Origin of the sequence: Martinezella multihospitum (genome assembly GCF_900094585.1) — a bacterium.
Classification (GTDB): Bacteria; Pseudomonadota; Alphaproteobacteria; order Rhizobiales; family Rhizobiaceae; genus Rhizobium; species Rhizobium multihospitium.
The window spans coordinates 903,476-923,061 of sequence record NZ_FMAG01000004.1; the positions used below are offsets into that span (position 1 = coordinate 903,476).

Annotated in this window: 18 protein-coding genes and 2 pseudogenes; 5 read left to right on the forward strand and 15 right to left on the reverse strand. The window is 59.1% G+C overall.

Annotated features, from left to right (window positions below; all coding sequences use genetic code 11):
* Genes GA0061103_RS20255 through GA0061103_RS20265 form a run of 3 tightly spaced genes read left to right on the forward strand, consistent with a single transcriptional unit; the run spans nt 1 to nt 2,992 of the window.
* Nucleotides 1-915, forward strand: coding sequence for a PfkB family carbohydrate kinase (locus tag GA0061103_RS20255; RefSeq protein ID WP_092714227.1), 915 nt, complete (start codon nt 1-3; stop codon nt 913-915).
* Nucleotides 912-1,754, forward strand: coding sequence for a BtpA/SgcQ family protein (locus GA0061103_RS20260; protein ID WP_092714229.1), 843 nt, complete (start codon nt 912-914; stop codon nt 1,752-1,754). The genes GA0061103_RS20255 and GA0061103_RS20260 overlap by 4 nt, the downstream gene beginning before the upstream one ends.
* On the forward strand, nt 1,751-2,992 hold the full coding sequence (locus GA0061103_RS20265; RefSeq protein WP_092714230.1) for a Zn-dependent hydrolase: 1,242 nt from the start codon (nt 1,751-1,753) through the stop codon (nt 2,990-2,992). Before GA0061103_RS20260 ends, GA0061103_RS20265 begins: the two co-directional genes overlap by 4 nt.
* A 212-nt stretch (nt 2,993-3,204) precedes the next feature.
* On the opposite strand, the gene GA0061103_RS20270 is transcribed toward GA0061103_RS20265, so the two are convergent.
* From GA0061103_RS20270 to GA0061103_RS20315, 10 genes are all read right to left on the reverse strand, one after another.
* A complete protein-coding gene (locus tag GA0061103_RS20270; RefSeq protein WP_092714444.1) occupies nt 3,205-3,960 on the reverse strand; it encodes an SDR family NAD(P)-dependent oxidoreductase in 756 nt (251 codons plus the stop codon).
* A 15-nt stretch (nt 3,961-3,975) separates the two neighbouring features.
* Nucleotides 3,976-4,734, reverse strand: a complete 759-nt coding sequence (locus tag GA0061103_RS20275) for an SDR family NAD(P)-dependent oxidoreductase (protein WP_092714232.1) — start codon at nt 4,732-4,734, stop codon at nt 3,976-3,978.
* Between the two features lie 9 nt (nt 4,735-4,743).
* A complete protein-coding gene (locus tag GA0061103_RS20280) occupies nt 4,744-5,778 on the reverse strand; it encodes a proline racemase family protein (protein WP_092714234.1) in 1,035 nt (344 codons plus the stop codon).
* 12 nt (nt 5,779-5,790) lie between these two features.
* Nucleotides 5,791-7,266, reverse strand: a complete 1,476-nt coding sequence (locus tag GA0061103_RS20285; protein WP_092714235.1) for an aldehyde dehydrogenase family protein — start codon at nt 7,264-7,266, stop codon at nt 5,791-5,793.
* 34 nt (nt 7,267-7,300) lie between these two features.
* Nucleotides 7,301-8,539, reverse strand: coding sequence for an NAD(P)/FAD-dependent oxidoreductase (locus GA0061103_RS20290; protein WP_092714236.1), 1,239 nt, complete (start codon nt 8,537-8,539; stop codon nt 7,301-7,303).
* 48 nt (nt 8,540-8,587) lie between these two features.
* Nucleotides 8,588-9,466, reverse strand: a complete 879-nt coding sequence (locus tag GA0061103_RS20295; RefSeq protein WP_092714237.1) for a dihydrodipicolinate synthase family protein — start codon at nt 9,464-9,466, stop codon at nt 8,588-8,590.
* 30 nt (nt 9,467-9,496) lie between these two features.
* The gene (locus GA0061103_RS20300) at nt 9,497-10,162 is read right to left on the reverse strand and encodes an amino acid ABC transporter permease (RefSeq protein WP_092714239.1); all 666 of its coding nucleotides are present in this window, start codon (nt 10,160-10,162) and stop codon (nt 9,497-9,499) included.
* A 9-nt stretch (nt 10,163-10,171) separates the two neighbouring features.
* Nucleotides 10,172-10,834, reverse strand: coding sequence for an amino acid ABC transporter permease (locus GA0061103_RS20305; protein WP_092714241.1), 663 nt, complete (start codon nt 10,832-10,834; stop codon nt 10,172-10,174).
* Nucleotides 10,831-11,628 (reverse strand): amino acid ABC transporter ATP-binding protein, encoded by a 798-nt coding sequence (locus tag GA0061103_RS20310; RefSeq protein ID WP_092714243.1) that lies wholly within the window; start codon nt 11,626-11,628, stop codon nt 10,831-10,833. Before GA0061103_RS20310 ends, GA0061103_RS20305 begins: the two co-directional genes overlap by 4 nt.
* Nucleotides 11,629-11,696: 68 nt before the next feature.
* Nucleotides 11,697-12,530, reverse strand: coding sequence for a substrate-binding periplasmic protein (locus GA0061103_RS20315; RefSeq protein WP_092714446.1), 834 nt, complete (start codon nt 12,528-12,530; stop codon nt 11,697-11,699).
* 197 nt (nt 12,531-12,727) lie between these two features.
* On the opposite strand from GA0061103_RS20315, the gene GA0061103_RS20320 reads away from it, so the two are divergent.
* Together GA0061103_RS20320 and GA0061103_RS20325 are read left to right on the forward strand one after the other, a co-directional pair.
* Nucleotides 12,728-13,447: a GntR family transcriptional regulator gene (locus GA0061103_RS20320; protein WP_092714244.1), complete on the forward strand. Its 720-nt coding sequence runs from the start codon at nt 12,728-12,730 to the stop codon at nt 13,445-13,447.
* A gap of 9 nt (nt 13,448-13,456) precedes the next feature.
* Nucleotides 13,457-14,080, forward strand: a pseudogene (locus tag GA0061103_RS20325) (NAD(P)-binding domain-containing protein).
* A 333-nt stretch (nt 14,081-14,413) separates the two neighbouring features.
* Here GA0061103_RS20325 and GA0061103_RS20330 read toward each other — a convergent pair.
* The 5 genes and pseudogenes from GA0061103_RS20330 to GA0061103_RS20350 form a co-directional block, all read right to left on the reverse strand.
* On the reverse strand, nt 14,414-15,391 hold the full coding sequence (locus GA0061103_RS20330) for an aliphatic sulfonate ABC transporter substrate-binding protein (protein WP_162747812.1): 978 nt from the start codon (nt 15,389-15,391) through the stop codon (nt 14,414-14,416).
* Between the two features lie 18 nt (nt 15,392-15,409).
* Nucleotides 15,410-16,193, reverse strand: a pseudogene (locus GA0061103_RS20335) (ABC transporter ATP-binding protein); the annotation flags it as partial.
* Entirely contained in the window at nt 16,190-16,996 is an 807-nt protein-coding gene (locus GA0061103_RS20340; RefSeq protein ID WP_092714250.1) for an ABC transporter permease, read from the reverse strand. The gene GA0061103_RS20340 and the pseudogene GA0061103_RS20335, both read right to left, overlap by 4 nt.
* The gene (locus tag GA0061103_RS20345) at nt 16,993-17,952 is read right to left on the reverse strand and encodes a formylglycine-generating enzyme family protein (RefSeq protein WP_092714252.1); all 960 of its coding nucleotides are present in this window, start codon (nt 17,950-17,952) and stop codon (nt 16,993-16,995) included. Before GA0061103_RS20345 ends, GA0061103_RS20340 begins: the two co-directional genes overlap by 4 nt.
* Nucleotides 17,953-18,005: 53 nt before the next feature.
* A complete protein-coding gene (locus GA0061103_RS20350) occupies nt 18,006-19,442 on the reverse strand; it encodes a sulfatase family protein (RefSeq protein ID WP_092714254.1) in 1,437 nt (478 codons plus the stop codon).
* Nucleotides 19,443-19,586 lie beyond the last annotated feature (144 nt).

Here is a 19,586-nt window from a genome sequence, read left to right on the forward strand (position 1 = left end):
ATGCGCCTCCATGTCGTCGGCAATGTCTGCGTCGATACGAGCTTCCGCCTGCCGCGCCTGCCGCGTCCGGGGGAAACGCTCAACGCGACCTCGATAGTTGAAGGCGTCGGAGGCAAGGGTGCCAATCAAGCCGTCGCGGCGGCACGAAGCGGGGCGGCTGTGTGCTTCTGGAGCGCAGTTGGCGACGACGACATGGCGGATGGCGCGACCGAGATGCTGAAGAGCGACCTTGAGGTCGATCGACTGATCCGCCTGCCCCTTTCCACCGACCGTTCGACGATCCTGTTGGAAGAGGGCGGCGAAAATGCCATCGTCAGTGCCGTCGCCTGTGCGCGAGCCTTCGATCCGATCCGGCAATCGGCCCTGACGTGGACCTGGAGCAAGGGCGACATCCTTCTGATGCAGGGCAACCTGTCCAGGGAGGTCACCGCCACCTGCCTGGAGCTTGCCGAAAGATCAGGCCTGAAGACAGTGCTCAATGCCAGTCCACTGTCGGACATGGCGATCGAGGATCTTGCCGATGTGGATCTTGTCATCGTCAATCAAGGCGAGGCCTCGGCGCTGACAGGCACGGAAAGCCTAACTGCAGCGGCAAACCTGCTTTTCGGTAACGGTGCGAGACGCCTCGTCGTGACGCTTGGAAGCCAAGGTAGCCTCATATGGGATCGGGCGGATCATGCGCCTGCTATCCTCGCAGCGCCCAAGAGTGCGGTCGTTGATACCAGCGGTGCCGGCGACTGCTTTGCGGGCGTCCTCGTCGGCCTGCTCGCACAGGGAAAATCCCTGACTGCAGCTGCAAAAGTGGCAACCAAGGCCGCCGGCATCTCCGTCACCCGTCTCGGAACGCTCGCCTCCTATCCCACGCGGGCGGAAATTTCGGAAATCATCAAGAGATCAGAACTGGAAAACATATGAGTGGGACAATGAAGCCCATCGGGCAGGTAGCTGGAAACGCGCTCATCGATCTTTTCGGGCGCGACAAGGCGATCATCGGCGTCGTTCACCTGGCGCCGCTTCCCGGTGCGCCACGCTACTCCGGCGAGGAGATTGAGACCGTCTACCAGCGCGGACTTGACGACGCCCGCGCCTACCTTGCAGGCGGCTGCGACGCCGTGATCATCGAGAACCATGGCGATATTCCTTTTTCGAAGCCCGATGATATCGGCCCTGAAACCTCGGCCTACATGGCCGTCATCTCCGATCGCATCCGCCGCGAACTCGGCGGTCCGGTCGGCATCAATGTTCTTGCGAATGCCGCCATTCCAGCGCTTGCAATCGCCAGTGCGGCAGGTGCGGGCTTCGTCCGCGTCAATCAATGGGCAAACGCCTATGTCGCCAATGAAGGTTTCATTGAGGGAGAAGCTGCCCGTGCAATGCGCTATCGCGCGCGGCTCAATGCCCATGGCATCCGCATCTTCGCCGATGCGCATGTCAAACATGGAGCGCATGCCATCGTTGCGGACCGACCGGTCGAGGAACAAGTCAAGGATCTCGTCTTCTTTGACGCGGATGTGGTTATCGCCACAGGACAAAGGACAGGACATGCAGCCGATCTCGATTACATCAGAACGATCAAGCAGGCGGCGGGCCTGCCAACGCTCGTCGGCAGCGGAGTAACCTTGGAGAATGGTAACGACATACTTTCGGTTGCAGATGGCGTGATCATTGCAAGCTCACTGAAGTATGATGGCGTCTGGTGGAACGCAGTCGATCCGCAACGGGTAAAAGACTTCGTGACAGGCATCCATCGATGAAGTCATACCCAAAGATCAATGCGCAGCGTCTGCTGCAGCGCATTGCCGATTTTGCAACGATAGGAGCAACGCCAGCGGGAGGGGTGAACCGTCAAGCGTTGAGCATTGAGGATAGGGCGGCCCGGCGCCGGCTTGCGGACCTGGCCGTTGCCCGCGGGTTCAACGTCCATCAGGATGCGATTGCCAACCTGTTCATTCGCCGCGCGGGACGCGATCCTTCATTGCCACCCGTTTTGATCGGTAGCCATCTTGATAGCCAGCCTACGGGAGGCAGGTTCGATGGCGCTCTTGGGACGCTGTCTGCCTTCGAGGTACTGGAAGCCCTGGAGGATGCAGGCGTCGTCACGGAGCGATCAGTCGAAATAGTGGCGTGGACCAACGAGGAAGGTAGCCGCTTCTCCCCCGGCTGCATGGGATCCATGGCCTTTGTTGGTGCGGGTGACATCGCCGGGTGGCAGGATATGCTTGGCACCGACGGGGTGAGGCTTGGCGATGAATTGGCAGCGACATTGAAGGCACTGCCGGAAGCCGATATGCAGCCGGTCGGCCATGCTGTGTCTGCCTTCGTCGAGGTGCATATCGAGCAGGGACCCGTGCTCGAGCGCGCGGGCATCCCGATTGGCCTCGTCACCGGCGTACAGGGAACCAGGTGGCTCGAGGTTTCCTTCAGTGGCGAGGCGGCCCATGCTGGCACGACTCCGCTGGAATTCCGCAAAGATCCGATGGCGGCGGCCGTCGCGGCGATTGCGCAACTGCAGCTAGTCGTCATGCCGGCCGATCCGATGGCACGGCTGACCGTTGGTCGAATGAGCGTCGAACCCAGTTCCGTCAACGTCATTCCGAGCAGGGTGACATTCACCATCGACATCCGCCATCCACGGGCAGACGTGCTTTCCTCCATCGAAGCCCAGATCGATGCGGAGTGCCGCGCGTCGGCCAAGCGCCATATGGTCGATGTACTCATCAAGAAACGCTTCGACTTGGCACCTGGACAATTCGACATGACAATCGTCGACGTGATCGGCAATGCTTGCGAAAGGCTTGGCGTTGCCAACATGAAATTGGTTTCAGGCGCTTTTCACGATGCACTTTTCATCAACCGTGTTGCACCGACAGCGATGATCTTTGTTCCGTGTCGAGACGGCATCAGTCATAACGAGGCTGAATTTGTCACCTCAGAAAATATCGAGACAGGCGCAACGGTACTGCTCGAGACCGTCCTTTCTTTGGCCCGATGAGCAACGGTCAACGCTCCTCAAAGGCGGCCGACAATAGCGACAATAGAAGAATAAAAACTGGAGGCGCGAACACGTGCCCTCGTTGGCCGCCAAGATTCGAACCAAGCTCAATGTTTAGCTCTTGAAGGGATTCAATCCGGCGCCGTAAAATTTGCTTCCCGCTCAGACGGTTAGTTGTACGGCAAACCGGACGCGATCAAAGTCTCCGCTCGCTAAGCAACGGCTTGAGCACCAGTGATCTCTACCACAGAACCACACATGAACGCCGCCTCGTCTGACGCAAGGAACGCGACAAGAGCTGCAACTTCCTCAGGCTTGCCAACGCGTCCGAAGGGTACAAGCCGATCCAGATCTGCGATCGTGCGGCCGGACTTCCTGACCCCCGCTTCCAGCATTGGCGTATGGATCTCGCCTGGGCAGACGGCGTTAACGCGAATCTTATCCGGCGCATAGTCGCGAGCCAGATTCTGGGTGAATGCGGCAACGGCTGCCTTCGTCGTGTTGTAGGCAATATGATTGGGCGCAGGATGGAGCCCCCACTGAGAGGCAGTGTTGACGATCGCTCCGCCGCCTGCCGAGATCATATGCGGAAGAACCGCCCGGCAAAGATGGAACATAGAATCCAGATTTATCGTGAAACTGATATCCCAATCCTCATCCGACAGCGAAAGCAGGTTGCCGCGCCGATTGATGCCCGCGTTGTTGACGAGGACGTCGATACGCCTGCGAAGCGCGAAGGCTTGCTCAACGAGATCGAAGCATGCTTCCTTCTTTGAGATGTCCGCGGCGATCGTCATGGCGGCACCGCCCCCGGCCCCGATACCACTTGCGACTTGCATGGCGGCTTCGGCGTTGACATCGGTAACGACGACTAGCGCGCCTTCGGAAGCCAGCCGACGGGCAATGGCCGAGCCGATACCGCCACCCGCGCCCGTAACGATGGCGACCTTATCTTCAAAGCGTTTCATGACAATATCTCCCATTTATCGAGTGTAGCTTCCGCCGTTGACATCGAGCGTGGCCCCATTGAGCGACACCTGGCTTGAACGCAAAACGAATGCGACCAATTCCGCCACCTCCGATGGCGCCGCCATCTCACCGATCGGAATGTCGGCGACGGCGGCTGCCTTTCCGTGCGTGGCGACGAAGTCCTCCGCCATGTCGGTGCGGACCCAACCGGGAGCGATCGCGACGGCCGTGATGCCGTCTGCCCCGAAGCTTCGTGCGATGGACTTGGTCAGATTGACGAGCGCCGCCTTGGTCGCTCCATATGGCATGGCATCGGCTGTGTAGCCGCGCTGGCCCGCACGGCTGGTCATGTTGACGATGCGGCCGCTGCCATATCCCTTGAAGTGCCGAATAGCCTCTTTGCAAAGATCGGCTGCGGCGAAGAAGTTGATCTGAAACTCCCCCCGCCACGCAGCCCTCCAGTCCTCCGGCGAAGCTTCGATGGAGATTTCAGAACGGATGCCCGCGTTGTTGACAAGGCCATGAATACGCCCTGCTGCCTCGACGGACTTGCGCCAGAGCTCGAAGGCACCTTCCGGTGTCGAAAGATCGGACTGCACAAGCCATCCCCGTCCCCCTATGCGGTCAAGCAGCGCTCCGGCACCGTCTTTGTCTCGACCGTAGTGAATTATCGAATGGGCGCCCTCCGCGGCAAGCCGTTCGACGATCGCCGCCCCGATGCCTCCGGAAGCACCGCTGACCAGCACGACCTGCCCTTCAAGCGTCTTGCTCATCTTTGTTCCTCACTTCAACAGACGGACTTGCGGTCCCCACGTATCCGATAATGCAAAGCCGGCCATGAACGGATCGTCCTGCGAGATCCTGAGCTGCGACCTGCCGTAGACGTAACTGCGGCCGGTTATGCGCGGCAGGACCGCCTTGCGTTCGCCGACTTGCGTTATGCCTATCGCCTCGGCGATGAACTCCCCGCCAATTATGGAGCGAGATATCCGGGCATCATGCACCGCGACCATACCGCGTGCGTAGAGCGTCGCGAGGTTGGCGGAGCTGCCCGTCCCGCAAGGGGAACGGTCGACGCGACCGGGTTGTAAGGTCGTACACGTGCGGATAGCCCCATCCGGCTCCTTGTCGCGAAACATCACATAGGCAATCTCGTCGACTCCGGGAAGCGTGGGATGGGTGACCTTGACCTGGTCGGCAACAAGACGCTTGAGCTCGATACCGGCTTCAGCCAGTTCGCGAGCGTTCGCTGGCTCGATTTTGAGCCCGATCTGATCCGCATCGACAAGCGCATAATAGACGCCGCCAAATGCGACATCGACTTTGATCCTGCCCCAGGCCGATGTCTCAATTTCATGATCGAGCAGCTCCACGAAGCTCGGCACATTGTCCAGGCTGACGCTGATACAGCGTCCGCCCTCACACTTGGCATGGGCGACAATCAGGCCTGCCGGCGTATCGAGCCGAAGCACGGTTTCTGGCTCTGTCATCGGCACCCGACCGCTTTCCAGAAGAGCTGTGACGACGCATATGCAGTTGCTGCCCGACATCGGATGTGCCCGATCCGCTTGCAGGACGATGAACCCCGCGTCGGCATCAGCACGCGTCGGTGGCATGAGCAGATTGACGGACATGGCGACATTGGCGCGCGGCTCGAAGGTGACGAAGCGCCGGAGGCTATCGTCGACCATATTGATGTAATTCATCTTGTCGAGCATGGTTGCGCCAGGAATGTCCGGAGCGCCATCGACAAGTACGTGGCCAAGCTCGCCCTGGCAGTGAACGAGCAGCAATTCGAGAGATCTGTCGAAATGCATCCGATCGCGCCTTTACTTGATGTACCAGCCCCAGGGCTTGTCGGTGACGTATTTGGTGATCTGCTTGGTCTCGAGATAGTTTTCGAGACCCCAGCGGCCGAGCTCGCGGCCAATTCCGGATTCCTTGTAGCCGCCCCACGGTGCCTCGGTGAAAGTGGGCTGGGAGCAATTGATCCAGACGATGCCTGCCCGGAAGGCCGCGGCTACACGCTCGGCGCGAGCGTCGTCCTTGGACATGACGGCGGCAGCCAGGCCGAAACGGGAATCGTTCGCAAGCTCGATCGCTTCCTCTTCGCTCTCGAAGGGCCGGATGCACACGACGGGACCGAATATCTCCTCAACCCAGGCGTCGCTGTCGAGCGGAACATCCGTCAATATTGTCGGGCGAAGATAATAGCCTTTGTCAAACCCTTCCGGCCGCGTTCCACCGCACGCGACAGTTGCCCCGGCTTTCCGCGCGCCCTCGATCGCAGCAACGACCTGCTCGTACTGGCGCTTGGAAACCAGCGGTCCCAGCAAGACGCCCTCTTCCAAGCCGTTTCCGATCTTGATCTTATCCGTCTCCGCGACCAGACGCGCAAGAAGGCGCTCGTATATCGCCTTCTGCACAAGAACGCGCGACGTTGCCGAGCAAACCTGGCCCTGGTTCCAGAAGATGCCGAACATGATCCATTCCACCGCCTCGTCGATATCGGCATCTTCAAACACGACGAATGGCGACTTGCCACCGAGCTCAAGGCTCACTCGCTTGATGTCGCGAGCGGCCGCAGCCATGATTTTGGAACCCACAGGGCCTGAGCCTGTGAACGCCAGCTTGTCGACGCCCTTGTGGTCGATGATGGCCTGTCCGGCGATCGAACCAGAGCCGGTAAGGATATTCAGAACACCCGGAGGTAGCCCGGCTTCATCGGCAATGGTGGCGAGCTCCAATGCAGTCAGGGACGTCAGCTCGGCAGGCTTGAGGATAACCGTGCAACCGGCGGCCAGAGCAGGAGCAACCTTCCAGGCGGCCATCAGCAGCGGATAGTTCCAGGGAATAATCGCGCCCGCAACGCCGATAGGCTCTCTGACCGCCTTGGACGTAAACCGATCGTCAGCAAGAGAGATGATCTCCTCCGGCCTGTTGTCGAGCTGCTCGGCAAGATCGGCATAGAAATCGAAGCATCCCGCCGCATCGGCAATATCCCAATCCGCCTCCGGCAATGGCTTGCCATTGTCGATGACTTCCAGACGGGCGATCTCTGCCTGGCGGGTGCGAATAGCTTCCGCAATGGCTCTCAGGTATTTCGCACGCTGAGTACCGAAAAGCTTCGGCCAGCCGTCTTGGTCGAAGGCACGCCTGGCCGCCCTGACTGCAACGTCAACATCTTCGGCGGTGGCTGCGGCAATCGTCTGTATGACCTCTTCCGTTGCCGGATTGATCACCTCGCATACGCCACCCCTGAGAGGTTTGACCCATTTGCCGTCAATGTAGAGTTCGCTTCGCATCTTCATATCCTTGCTGCCATAGATCGCCGCGGCTCTAAAACCGGTCGACGCGATAAGGTTTCATATCCACGGGTGGTTCGAGGCCAGTGATGATATCGCTCATCAACCGGGCGGTCGTTGCCGCATAGGTCAGGCCGAGATGGCCGTGGCCTGTCGCATACCAGACGTTTCGCCGCTTGGCTGACTGCCCCATCACCGGCACGGTATCCGGCAAAGCCGGACGGTGCCCCATCCACTCCGTTGCCTGACGCACTTGCAGATCGGGCAGCGCCTCCTTGGCTCGCGTCACAAGCACCTGCGCGCGTCTGTAATCCGGCGTTGCGTCAAGGCCGGCCATTTCGACCGTCCCGCCGACCCGGATGCCGCCGGCCGTAGGCGCAACCATGAAAGCGCGCGCGGGCCAGATGATCGAGTGTCGCATCGAAACACCAGGATCCATGATTTGGGTATGATAGCCACGTTCGGTTTCAAGCGGGATATTCTCCTTCAACATGTCCGAGAGCCGTGCGGTAAAGGCCCCGGCAGCGAGAACAAACTTATCCGCTGCGAGCAATCGCCCATCATTCAACCGAATGGCGGATATGCCGTCTTCACCATGTTCGAAGCCGCTCATTGTCCCCTGCTCGACGACGCCGCCCAAGGTCCTGAATCTCTCGGCGATGGCAAGAACGAGCTTATAGGGGTCGGCGATCGAACGATTGTCCGGGAACAGGACGGCCTTGCCTATCTTTGTCGTCAGAGCCGGTTCGATATCACGGATGGCATTGCCGCCAAGGATTTCGTACCTAAAACCAAAGCGTTCGAGAACTTCGATATGCGCACGATCGGCTCTAAACTCGGCTTCGTCGACATAGAGGCTGAGACACCCCTCCGCGCTCAGCATGTGCTGAAGGCCGGTCGTCTTGAGGAGTGCCTCCAGATCCTCGTGGGCGCGCGTGCACAGCGTCGCGCCGGCTTCTTCAAGCTCCCTCAGCTTCGATGGACGGCTTGCGGCTATGAAGCGCAGAAACCAGGGGATCAGCCGCGGCACATAGGAGGGCCGGATGCGAACAGGTCCCCGTGGATCAAGCAGCCATTTCGGCATCTGCGCCCAGATACCGGGGCGCGAAGCAGGCATGAATTCCGTCACGGCGATGCTGGCCATATTGCCATAGGAGGCACCCTGGCCCGGCGTATTCCTGTCGATGAGCACGACGGATTGGCCGCGGCGCTGCAACTCGTAAGCAAGGCTGGTCCCGATAATGCCGGCGCCGACGACAACGATTGAAGCCACTTCAGTTCCTCAAAAATGCGTATCGAAGCACCTCGACACTCGATCTGCTCACCAATTCAGGATGGGTTGCATGGCGGCCTTGAATTCAGCCTTTTCATCGGCCGTAAGTTCGCCAAGAGGTGCGCGGCTGTTGCCGACGGCCAGGCCTTGAAGCTCGCAGCCATATTTGACCTTCTGCACGAACTTGCCGCTCTCGAGGATGTTCATCGCGCGATAGAGCACGATCATCTTCTCCCGCGCGGCCGCGAGATCTCCTGAGCGGAAGGTTCGATCCAGATCGACACAGGCCTTTGCCATGCAATTAGCCGGCCCGCAGATCCAGGCGTCGGCGCCCCAGAACATGAAGTCGAGAGCGATGTCGTCCGAGCCGGAGATCAGGTCGATGCGGCCTTTGTAACGGGAATGGATGTCGATCGCACGCTGGAGGGAGCCGGAGCTTTCCTTGATGCCCAGGACACGGGGGTCGTCCGCGAGCGCATCGAGGATATCGAAGCCGATCTCGACGCCGTCCTTGTAGGGATAGCTATAGAGTACAAGGTTGATATCGGTCGCATCGAGCACATTGCGAAAATGCGCGAGCAATTCGTCCTGCGTCGGGCGTGTGTAGAAGGGCGTCGCCAGCAAAACGGTATCGTAGCCAATCTCCTTGGCGCGCAGTGTGTTTTCGATGACCGCGCGGCTTGCGGGCGCGTTCGTGCCGGCAATCAGAGCTTCGTCTTCCCTGGCGAAGTCCTTGACGAATCTCAATACGTCGTCACGTTCCTGGTTCGACAGCGCGGAATATTCGCCCGTCGATCCCATGGGGACCCATCCGGTCACTCCGGCGGCGCGCAGCGCCGTGAGATGCCGTTCGAAAGCCCTAAAATCGACCTTGCCGTTCGCGTCGAAGGGGGTGATGAGCGCGGGCATGACGCCGGACAGTTTCATGGAGGTCTCCTATATGTGAAGCGATTGCGTTTAGATGGCGAGTTTCTTCAGGATGCGCGCCTCGATGAGAGAGACGGCTCGTGTCAGCGGAAATGCGATGACGAAATAGATCAGGGCGACAACCGTCAGCACCTCGACAGGCCTTGCGGTATTGTTCGAGATGTTTTGGCCAACGAACATGAGGTCTGCCATGCCAACAGCGGAAACCAGGGCGCTTTCCTTGAACAGGCTGACGCAGTTCGACAGCAGCGTCGGGATCGCACGCAACACGGCCTGCGGCAGCACGACATTGACCACCTGGATGTTACGCGGAAGCCCGAGCGCAACGCAGGCGTCCAGTTGCTCAGGCCCGATCGACTTCAGGCTTGCCCGGAAAGTCTCGCTGGTGATCGCACCCATGTAGAGGGTCAACGCAATCACACCCGATGCAAGGTTCGACAGTTCGACACCAAGCAGTAAAGGTAGGCAAAAGAAGATCCAGAAGAGCTGAATGAGGACCGGCGTGCCGCGAAAGAACTCGACATAGATGCTGGAGACAGCCCTTAGCGCCACATTGCGGGAGGTTCTGGCAAGGCCCACCAGAAAGCCGAGAGAGCATCCGAGCACGATGCAAATGACTGTCAATTTGACGGTCATCCAAAGACCGAGCAACAGCGCGTGCTCGAAGCGGAAAAGGATCGAGAAGTCGAGCGTCATCCTGGCCTCCTAGCTGACGAGAAGCTGTCGGCGGCGTTCCAGGAAGCCGACGATCTGTGTGATCGGAAAGGACACGACGAAATAGATCAGCGCGACGACCGTGAATGTTTCGATCGGCCGGTATGTTTCGGTCGCAAGTGTCTTTCCCTGGTACATGAGGTCCTGGATCGCCACGATCGCAACCAGCGCGCTCTGCTGGAAAATGACAATGCCGTTCGTCAGCAAAACGGGGATAGAAGCACGAAACGCGGTCGGGAAAACGATGCAGAGCACCCGCTGCAGCGGCGACAGGCCGAGCGCGATACCGGCGTCGAGCTGTTCCCGTGGAACTGCCTGGATCGCCGCCCGATAGGCTTCGGCATTGAACGCCATCAGGTTCAGCCCGAGCGCCATCACACCCATCGTGATCGGATCGAGGAAGACGTCGAAGATCATCGGAACGCAGTAGAAGATCCAGACGATCTGAATGATGGCGGGCGTGCAGCGGAAAAATTCGACAAACAGCATGAACGGCAGACGGATTAGCCGGTAAGGACTCATGATCAAAAGAGCGAGCACAAATCCCAGACCGATACCGATGACATTGGCCGCCGCCGTCAGCTCCAGGGACACCCATAACCCCTTGAGCAGCGGCGCGATCGAGACTGCGTTGAAGTCGAAGGTGTAACTCACGCAACCGCCCCCTGCTGCTTGATGTGGAACACGCGGTCGATGAATTCCTTGGTGCGATCTTCCCTGGGAGAGCCGAGTACTTGTTCAGGAGGGCCGTCCTCGACGACAACTCCACCGGCGCAAAAGATCACGCGCGAGGCAATGTTTTTGGCAAACCACATGTCGTGGGTGACGATCATCATCGGCATGTTCTGGGATGCCAATTGGAGGATCACCTGCTCCACCTCGCTGACAAGCTCGGGGTCGAGCGCCGACGTGACCTCATCGAAAAGCATCAGCTTGGGATCCAGCATCAGAGCACGGGCAATGGCGACGCGCTGCTTCTGACCGCCGGAGAGCTGGGCGGGGTACGCATTGGCCTTTGCACCAAGTCCGAACCGCTCAAGAAGAGTTTGGGCACGAGCCATCGCCTTCGATTTTGCCTCGCCCCGTACCTTGCAGGGCGCGAGGATGAGGTTCTGGATGACATTCAAGTGCGGAAAGAGCGTATAGTGCTGAAAGACCATGCCGATCGATCGGCGCACTTCCGTATCGATGAGGGTCTTCTTGCCAAGGCCTTCAGACGAGATATAGGCCTTCCCATCGAAGCTGATCGATCCGCTGTCTATCTGCTCAAGGCCCATCATTACCCTGAGCAGCGTGCTCTTGCCGCCGCCGCTCGGACCGATGACGACGACGCGTTCGCCAGGTTTCATTTCGATGTCGATGCCTTTCAGCACCTGGATGGCTCCATTGCCATAGCTCTTGTGGAGCGCCTGCATTTTGACGAGGGGAAGGCTGAAGGACATGGTCATGGCCGATCTCGGTTTGTCTGAAAAGCGAGAGAGTGCGTCGGCGACCGGTCGCCGACGCCGGGCGAGAGTCATTTTGCCCCTTTGAGAACCTCGTCGACGGCCTTGTGGATCAGCTCGTCGACGTGACCAGTCGCGACCTTCTCTTCGAGAAAGATGTTTGCGACCTCGACATCAGCGGCCGATATGTTGTGTGGCAGGCCGAAGGATACGCCTTGCTTGGCGAGGGCAGGCTTCGGGTTCAGGGCGACGGCCCAATCTGGATTTGCCTGGGTCAGAAGCTGGTTGGTATCGGAAGCGTCGACCAGGATGTCTGCGCGCTTCGAGGTAAGCGCCAGGCGTGTCTCGTCGTTGCCCGGAAGCCGCATGATGGTGGCATTCTTCACGGCTGTCGAAATTGCCTTGTCCTGAGCCGTCCCGGACATGACGGCGATCGTCACGCCTGCTTTGTCGACGTCAGCCACCGAGACCGCCGTCGCCGGAATCTTCGGGTTGTTCTTATTGTAGGCAAGCGAAATCTGATACTCCATCGCCGGGATGGAAAACCGGACGGCCATGGCGCGGGCCGGCGTCCGGTTCAACGCCAGAGAAACGTCCCATTTTCCGGCTTGAAGGCCGGCAACGATATTGTCCCAGGTCGTATCGACGAATTGCGGCTTCACCTTGAGGACGTCGGCAAATTCCTTGCAGAGATCGGCAAAGAAACCCGAATACTCGCCGGTTGCCGGGTCGCGCATGACATAGGGTGGAGCGACCGCTGCTCCACATCTCAAAACACCCGCCTTCTGCACGCCCTGCCAATAGCCGTCGGCAGTTTGCGCATGGGCGTTGGTTGCGGAAACGCCTGCCATAAGGGCGAGCGCGGGCAACGCCCGCAAGGCGGACGTGATCAACTTCGAAAGCATCGGCATTCCTCTTTTGCTGTGCGCGAAGCGCGGTTCCACTCGTCGGCTTTGGCCGTTCTTCTCGATTTTCTGTCGGCTGCGTGTCGACTGGTAAATTTATGTCAACAGCGTGTCGACAAAGTCAAGCGGAAAAATTAAGATTGCTGACACGCTATTTTTCTGGCCCAATGCCAAATGTGCGAACGAAAGGGACTTAAGTGTCTGACGAGACTGAAGTGAAACGGGTCCGGGGAACCGGCTGGAAAAACGTCTACGAGACGCTGCGAAACGAGATCCTCGCCCTCACCTTGCCGCCGGGGCAGCTCCTCGACGAAATGAGCCTGGCCGAGCGTTTCGATATGTCGCGATCACCGGTCCGAGAGGCCTTGATCCGCCTGGGCGCCGACGAGCTCGTCGTCACACTGTCCAACCGCAGCACGATCGTTGCGCCGATCGAAGTCGCGACCTTTCCGAAATATGTGGAAGCGCTCGACATCGCCCAACGGATGAACACGCGCCTGGCCGCGGCACTGCGAACCGATACCGATCTGAAGCTGATTGCCAAACGGGAAAAGGCATTTGCGACCGCCGTCAAGGTCGGAAATCATCTGGCGATGTCGGAGGCGAACAAGGAATTCCACATGGCAATCGCCTATGCCGGCAAAAATCAGTATCTGGCGACTTTCTATGACAAGCTCCTGTCTCAGGGACAGCGCATGCTGCACCTGCATTTCGAATACCTGGAACGAACGCATGAGGGATATCTCCTCACGGATGAGCACAGTCTGATGCTGGAGGCGATCCGTGACAAGAACGTCGATCTGGCGGATGAGCTCGCCCATGCTCACACTCGGCAATTCCAGGACAACTTCATCAACTTCATGCGCGAGAACTACACGACCGACGTTCCGCTCGGATCCGCGCGAGCCGCAGAATAGAAGGCTGGAATGAAAGCAATCGGCTTTGTCGGAACGGGCACGATCGCGGAAGCCATGGTGGAAAGCCGCCTGGCCGAGCCGGCACACTCCTTCAATATCCATGTCTCGCCTCGCAATGCGGAATTCGCCGCAAGGCTTGCCGCCAAGTTCGACACGCTAATTGCCGCGGCTGACAACCAGGCAGTCGTCGATCAGAGCGACATCGTAATCCCGGCCATTCGTCCGCAGATTGCCGGGGAGTGACTGCCATCTACCCTCCCGACCCTGAAATCGCCGCGCTATTCGATACTCTTGGTAGGGCCGTTCAATGCGAGTCCCGAAAGGAGTATGACCTCCTTGCCGCGGCCAGCGCCATGATGTCGACCTTCTTCGACGTCGTGGAATTCACAACGATCAGCTGGAAAAGAACGGGCTACCTCGATCGAGGGGACAAGCCTATACGCAACGCTGTGTGAAAGCCTCGCGCAGCAGGCCAATGAGACCAATATCCATTCATTTCATTTGCTCAGCAAGGAATTCGCCACAAAGGGTGGTCTGAATGAGCCGGTGTTGTCGGATTTTGAGACGACGGGTGGCCGTGTCGCATGGTCGCGGCGTTCCGGCAGCATCGAAACAAAGTGCGGGGCGGCATGACAATCTAAGCGGCTATTGCCAGCTTTTAGGCTACGCACAGTATTCTCGATTGCTCCGCAGTCGGTACCTTCACCCGTGCTTCCACTCCGCTCTTGATGTAATACGGATCGTCCATGATCAAGGTCGATACCTGGCGCACCCTTAAGTATCAATCGTGTTTTACCCTTCCTCTGCGCGCCAAGAAACTCCAGCGAGCCTCTAATGGGGCGTTGCAATTTGCCCTCACCCACTGCCGAACCTGAGATATTGGACCACCTCCACTACGAGAGGCCAACATGTTTGACCGCAGCTGCCGCATCACACGACAGCCTAGCCGCCGAACAGATCCGTCAATCAAGCGGAGAGGAACAATGTCGCATCGAAATATTTCTCCGGTGGCAGTGGATCCTTGATGGTTCCGAAATCAACGAACATCTTGTTGAATTCGCCCAGCCACTTCGTGACGCTGCCGTCCTCGGTGAACTTGTTCAGCTCGCCGCTCGTCAGAAGTTTTCGGCTTTTTGCAACCTTCGCTGTCGCATCGGGAGGCGATTGCGTAAAGGCGACCGTCAACTCAATCGAATGATCCAGATTTGCAACCCGGTAGTCCATCGCCTTCTTGATGACCTTCAGGAAGCTCTTGGCAAGATCGGGATCGCTTTGGATCGTTTCGTTGCGCGCGACGAAGGTATTGATGAACGAGGTATCGGGATAGAAGTCCTTGTTCGATGCCAGCTCCTTCATATCGGGAACTCGCGGCTTGATCGCATCGATCAAGGGATACCAGATGCCCGCCGCATCGATCTGCTTGGAAGAAAAGGCGGCAACGACGGTACTCGGATCCATCGGTACGACCTGCACGTCCTTGATCGTCAGGCCAGCCTTGCCGAGGGCCATGCGCAGGATCATCTCTCCGGATGTACCTTGCGGAACACCGACCTTCTTGCCCTTGAGATCTGAGATCGAATTGATTGCTGCCTGCGCGATGACACGATCGCTGAACCCGATATCGTTGACGCCAAGCACCCTGGCGTGGCCGCTGGCCGGAAGCCACAGCGCACCCGGCCCGATCGTCCCGAAATCGAGGCTCCCCGCACCCATGGCCTGAATCTGGATGGGACCATTGGTGAACACCTTCAGGTCCGGCTCCAGCCCCTCGGCCTGCCAAAGCTTCTGATCGTTGGCGATCGCAAACAGGCTCGAATTGGGGAAGTCGGAGAGGTAGCCGATCCGGATCGGCTTTGAGGCCGCGCGAGCCGGCTTTGCGATCATAGGCATCGTGGCGGCGGCCGTCAGAGCCGCGGCCGTGGTCAATAAACTGCGTCTCGTCAGCATGATCATTTCCTCCTGTGATTGCTGATCTTCAGTTTGAGGCGGGGTGATAGACGGCCCGCCAGACCTCGTTGCGCAGCTCGGAAAACTGCGGCGAAAGCCGCATCTCCTCCGTGCGGGGAAAGGGCAGATCCACGGGGATAATCTTGTGGAGCCGGCCCGGGCGGGCTGCCATCACGATCACCCGGCTCGCCAGATAGACCGCCTCGTCGACATCATGCGTGATGAACATCACCGTGCGGCGTTCCTTGCTCCACATGGTGAGAAGCTGGTCCTGCAATTGCACGCGCGTCAAAGCGTCGAGCGCGCCGAAGGGTTCATCCATCAGCAATATCTTCGGATTGACCGCATAGGCCCGGGCAATGGCGCAGCGCTGCTTCATGCCGCCCGAAAGCATCTTCGGCAATGCATCGGCAAAGTCCGTCAACCCCACCAGTTCGATGAAGTGATCGGCAGTCCGGCGGCGTTCATCCTTGGGGCGCCCCGAGATTTGAAGCCCGAATTCGACGTTCTGCCGCACGGTCAGCCATGGAAACAGGGCATATTGCTGGAAGATGACGCCACGCTCAGGCCCTGGTCCCTTAACGGGCATATTGTCGACCAATACCCGCCCCAACGATGGTGATGTCAGTCCGGCAGCGATATTCATGGCCGTCGACTTGCCGCAGCCGGAAGGGCCGACGACGGTGATGAACTCGCCGTCCTCGATATCGAGGTCGAGGTTCTGCAGCGCGGTAAAGGCTGCCTGACCCGCAAGATCGAAGCTTTTCGAAACGTTCTGAAACGAGATCTTCGGCGTCATAGCTTTTCCTGCCATGCGGTGAGAATACGATCGGCCATCATGACGATCCGATCCATGAGCAGGCCAAGAATGCCGATGGCGATCAGGCTTACGAAGATAGTGGGTAGGTCATAATAGAGCTGGGCCTGCTGCATGCGATAGCCGAGGCCGGACTGTGCGGCGATGAGCTCGGCCGCAACGACGGTCGCCCAGGACGAGCCGAGGCCGACGCGCACGCCGACCATGATATAGGGCGTGGAGGCCGGAATGATCACACGCCGGAAAATGGTGAAATCGCCCGCCCCCAATACGCGGGCGGCGTTGATGAGTGTCTTGTCGACGCTGATGACCCCCTGGTAGGTCGCAACGACGCTCGACAGGAAGGCAGCCAGGAAGATGACGAAGATCTTCGGCGTCTCGTCGATGCCCATCGTCACGATCGCAAGCGGGATGATCGCAAGCGGCGGAATGGTGCGGAAGAACTGGACATAGGGCTCGATGATGCCCCGGGCGATGCGATACCACCCCATCAGGAACCCAACGGGAATAGCGACGATCAGGCCGAGGCAGAAACCCGTCATGACCCGGCCGAGGCTGGCGAGCGCATCGCTGAACAGGATACCGTTTCCAGCCTCGGCGGCGGCGGCCGCAGCCACCTGAGCGGGCGTCGGGAGGCCAACCAGCCCTTCGGCCGTCACCAGCCACCAGAGGCCGATCCCGACAACGACGGCAGCCGCATTCAGAACCAGCATGGCTACCGATGCTGCAAGCAAAGGGCGTCGGGCCGTGTCAGAGCGCACAGATGCGTTCGTTGCGATGCTCATTGCCGTTCGCCTTCAACTGTATATGGCTCGATGCGAGATTTGTCGGCCGGACGGCGGACACAGCGGAAGCCGACATGGGTGGTGGCGCTGTCGATCATTTCCGGATGCCGGGCTGCCGGCCGATAACGGCGGCAATAGTTCGGCGCACAAAGATGCGATCCACCCTTCAACACCTTGCGCGGGATGCGGATTGCCGGTTGACGCAGATCGTAGCTCTGTTCGGCCGTAGCAATTCTCGGGTTGATCGGAATGCAGCAAGGCTTGGCTGCATCGTCCGGATGCCGGTCCGTCCAGTAATCGTCGGTCCATTCCCAGACATTGCCGATCATATCGGAGAGGCCATAGCCGTTTGCAGGAAAGATTGCGACCGGCGTGGTGCCGAACTGAGCCTTGCCTGCGGGATTGGCCATCGGAAAATTGCCGTCCCAGATATTCGCCATCCTGCGGCCGTCGGGTTCGAACTCCTCGCCCCAGGCAAATGTCGCCCCTTCCATGCCGCCGCGGGCGGCGAACTCCCATTCCGCCTCACTCGGCAGAGCCTTTCCGGCCCAGCGCGCATAGGCCGTAGCATCGGCATGGCAGACCTGCACCACCGGATGATCCATCATTGCCTCCGTCAGAGACGAGACGCCATCGGGCCGATGCCAGCATGCACCCGCCACATAGTGCCACCAATCACCCCAGAAGCGCATATCGCCTGAGTTCCGCGGCGCTCGAAAGACCAATGATCCCGGCTGCAGGATGACCGGATCGGCCCCGGGATAAAGCGATGGGTCCGGCGCCCGCTCCGCAATCGTCACATAACCGGTGTCGGCGACGAAGCGCGAAAAATCCCGGTTCGTGACCAGCGTGGCATCCATGAAGAAGCCGTCAATCTTGACCCTATGAACGGGGCCTTCCTCGGGATAGAAATTCTCCGATCCCATCAGGAAACTGCCACCTTCGATCCATATCATCCCATCCTTTACAGGCGGGGTTGATCTGGTTGCGGTTGTTTCCTGAAAACCTGTCATCGCGCACCCGCCATGACATCGCGCGTGCGGTAGTTCGACTCGATCAGCCAATCCCGCATGACATCGAGAAGTTCGCGCTTCCGCTCTTCGTATGCGGGGTCATTCCAGAGATTGCGCACCTCGCCCGGGTCGTTCTTGAGGTCGAACAACTGCCCATCGCTCGACCCTTTGAAATGGACCAGCTTCCAGCCGTCGCTGCGCACGCCGGTCATGAACTCTACACCGCCGCTCATCGCGACGTCGCCGATCTGTTCGCAGAATACATGGGTACGGGGCGTCCATTCACCGGTTTCGAGCGCCGATTTCAGGCTGCGCGCCTCGAAGCTTTTCGGCGGGGTGATGCCGGCATATTCCAATATGGTCGGACCGAGATCGAAAAGCTGGCAGAGGCCGTTCAACTCCCGGCCTCCCTCGAACCGATTGGCGGTCGACCAGATGATGGTGGGGACGCGCGTGACGACGTCATACATCGACCACTTCTGGATCAGGCCGTGATCACCGAGGCATTCGCCATGGTCGGAGGTGAAGATGACGATCGCATCCTCCAGATAACCGCGCGCCTTCAAGGCTTCGAGCAACTCGCCGATCTTCTCGTCGATCAGTGTGACATTGCCGAGATAGTGAGCCCAGAGGCGCTGCATCTGCTCGGGTGATGGATGGAGGCTCCAGACGACGGAGTCATGATCGACCTCAACGTCGTGCTGCCGCTTCTCCTTCAATTCCTGATGCAGGGAATCGAGCTCCTGCCGCGACGGCTTCGGCAACGGCAGATCGTTACGCTTGAGGTAAGGCTCCGAATAGCGTGCCGGCGGATCGAAGGGCGGATGCGGGCCGGGGAAGCCGACCTGCAGGAAAAGCGGCTCGGTCTGCGGATATGTATCGACCCACCACTTTGCCATATTGCCGACGAAGGCGTCGGAATGCAGCTCTTCCGGCAATTCCCAATCGAAGGCGCCGAGACGCTCGCGATAATCCTCCCGCTGGCGATAGGTCTCGCGCTGCTGTTTGACGAGGCCATTTGCGGCAAGCGCCTTGTCCCATTCGTCGAAATACCAGCGCCCCTCCATGTAGCGATCCTTGTTTTCCACGACATAGCGTTCGTGGAATCCGGAGTCCGAATTGTATGGAATGGTGTGCATCTTGCCGACGTTGACGCAGCGATAGCCGGCATCCCTCAACTGCTCGACCCATGTCCTCTGCCAGCGCTGGCCATTGGCGAGCACGCCGGTCGTATGTGGGTAGTAACCGGTGAAGAGGCTGGCCCGCGAGGGAACGCAACTGGGAGCGTTGATATGACAATCCGTCAGCGTCACGCCTTTTTCCACGAGCGCATCGAGATTGGGCGTAACGGCATAGGGAAATCCAAGCGCGGCGATGGAGTCATACCGCTGCTGGTCGGTCATGATCAGGATGATATTGGGGCGGTCAGCCACGCTCTACGTCCTTCCCTGCTGCGGGAACGCAAATTTCGATCGAAAGTTTCGCTGGAAAAATTTTCGCGCTCTTGTCTCCTCACTTGAGAAATGACATAAAGTTAACGATAACGCAACGCTCACTTGAGCAAATTTTTGCGAGGG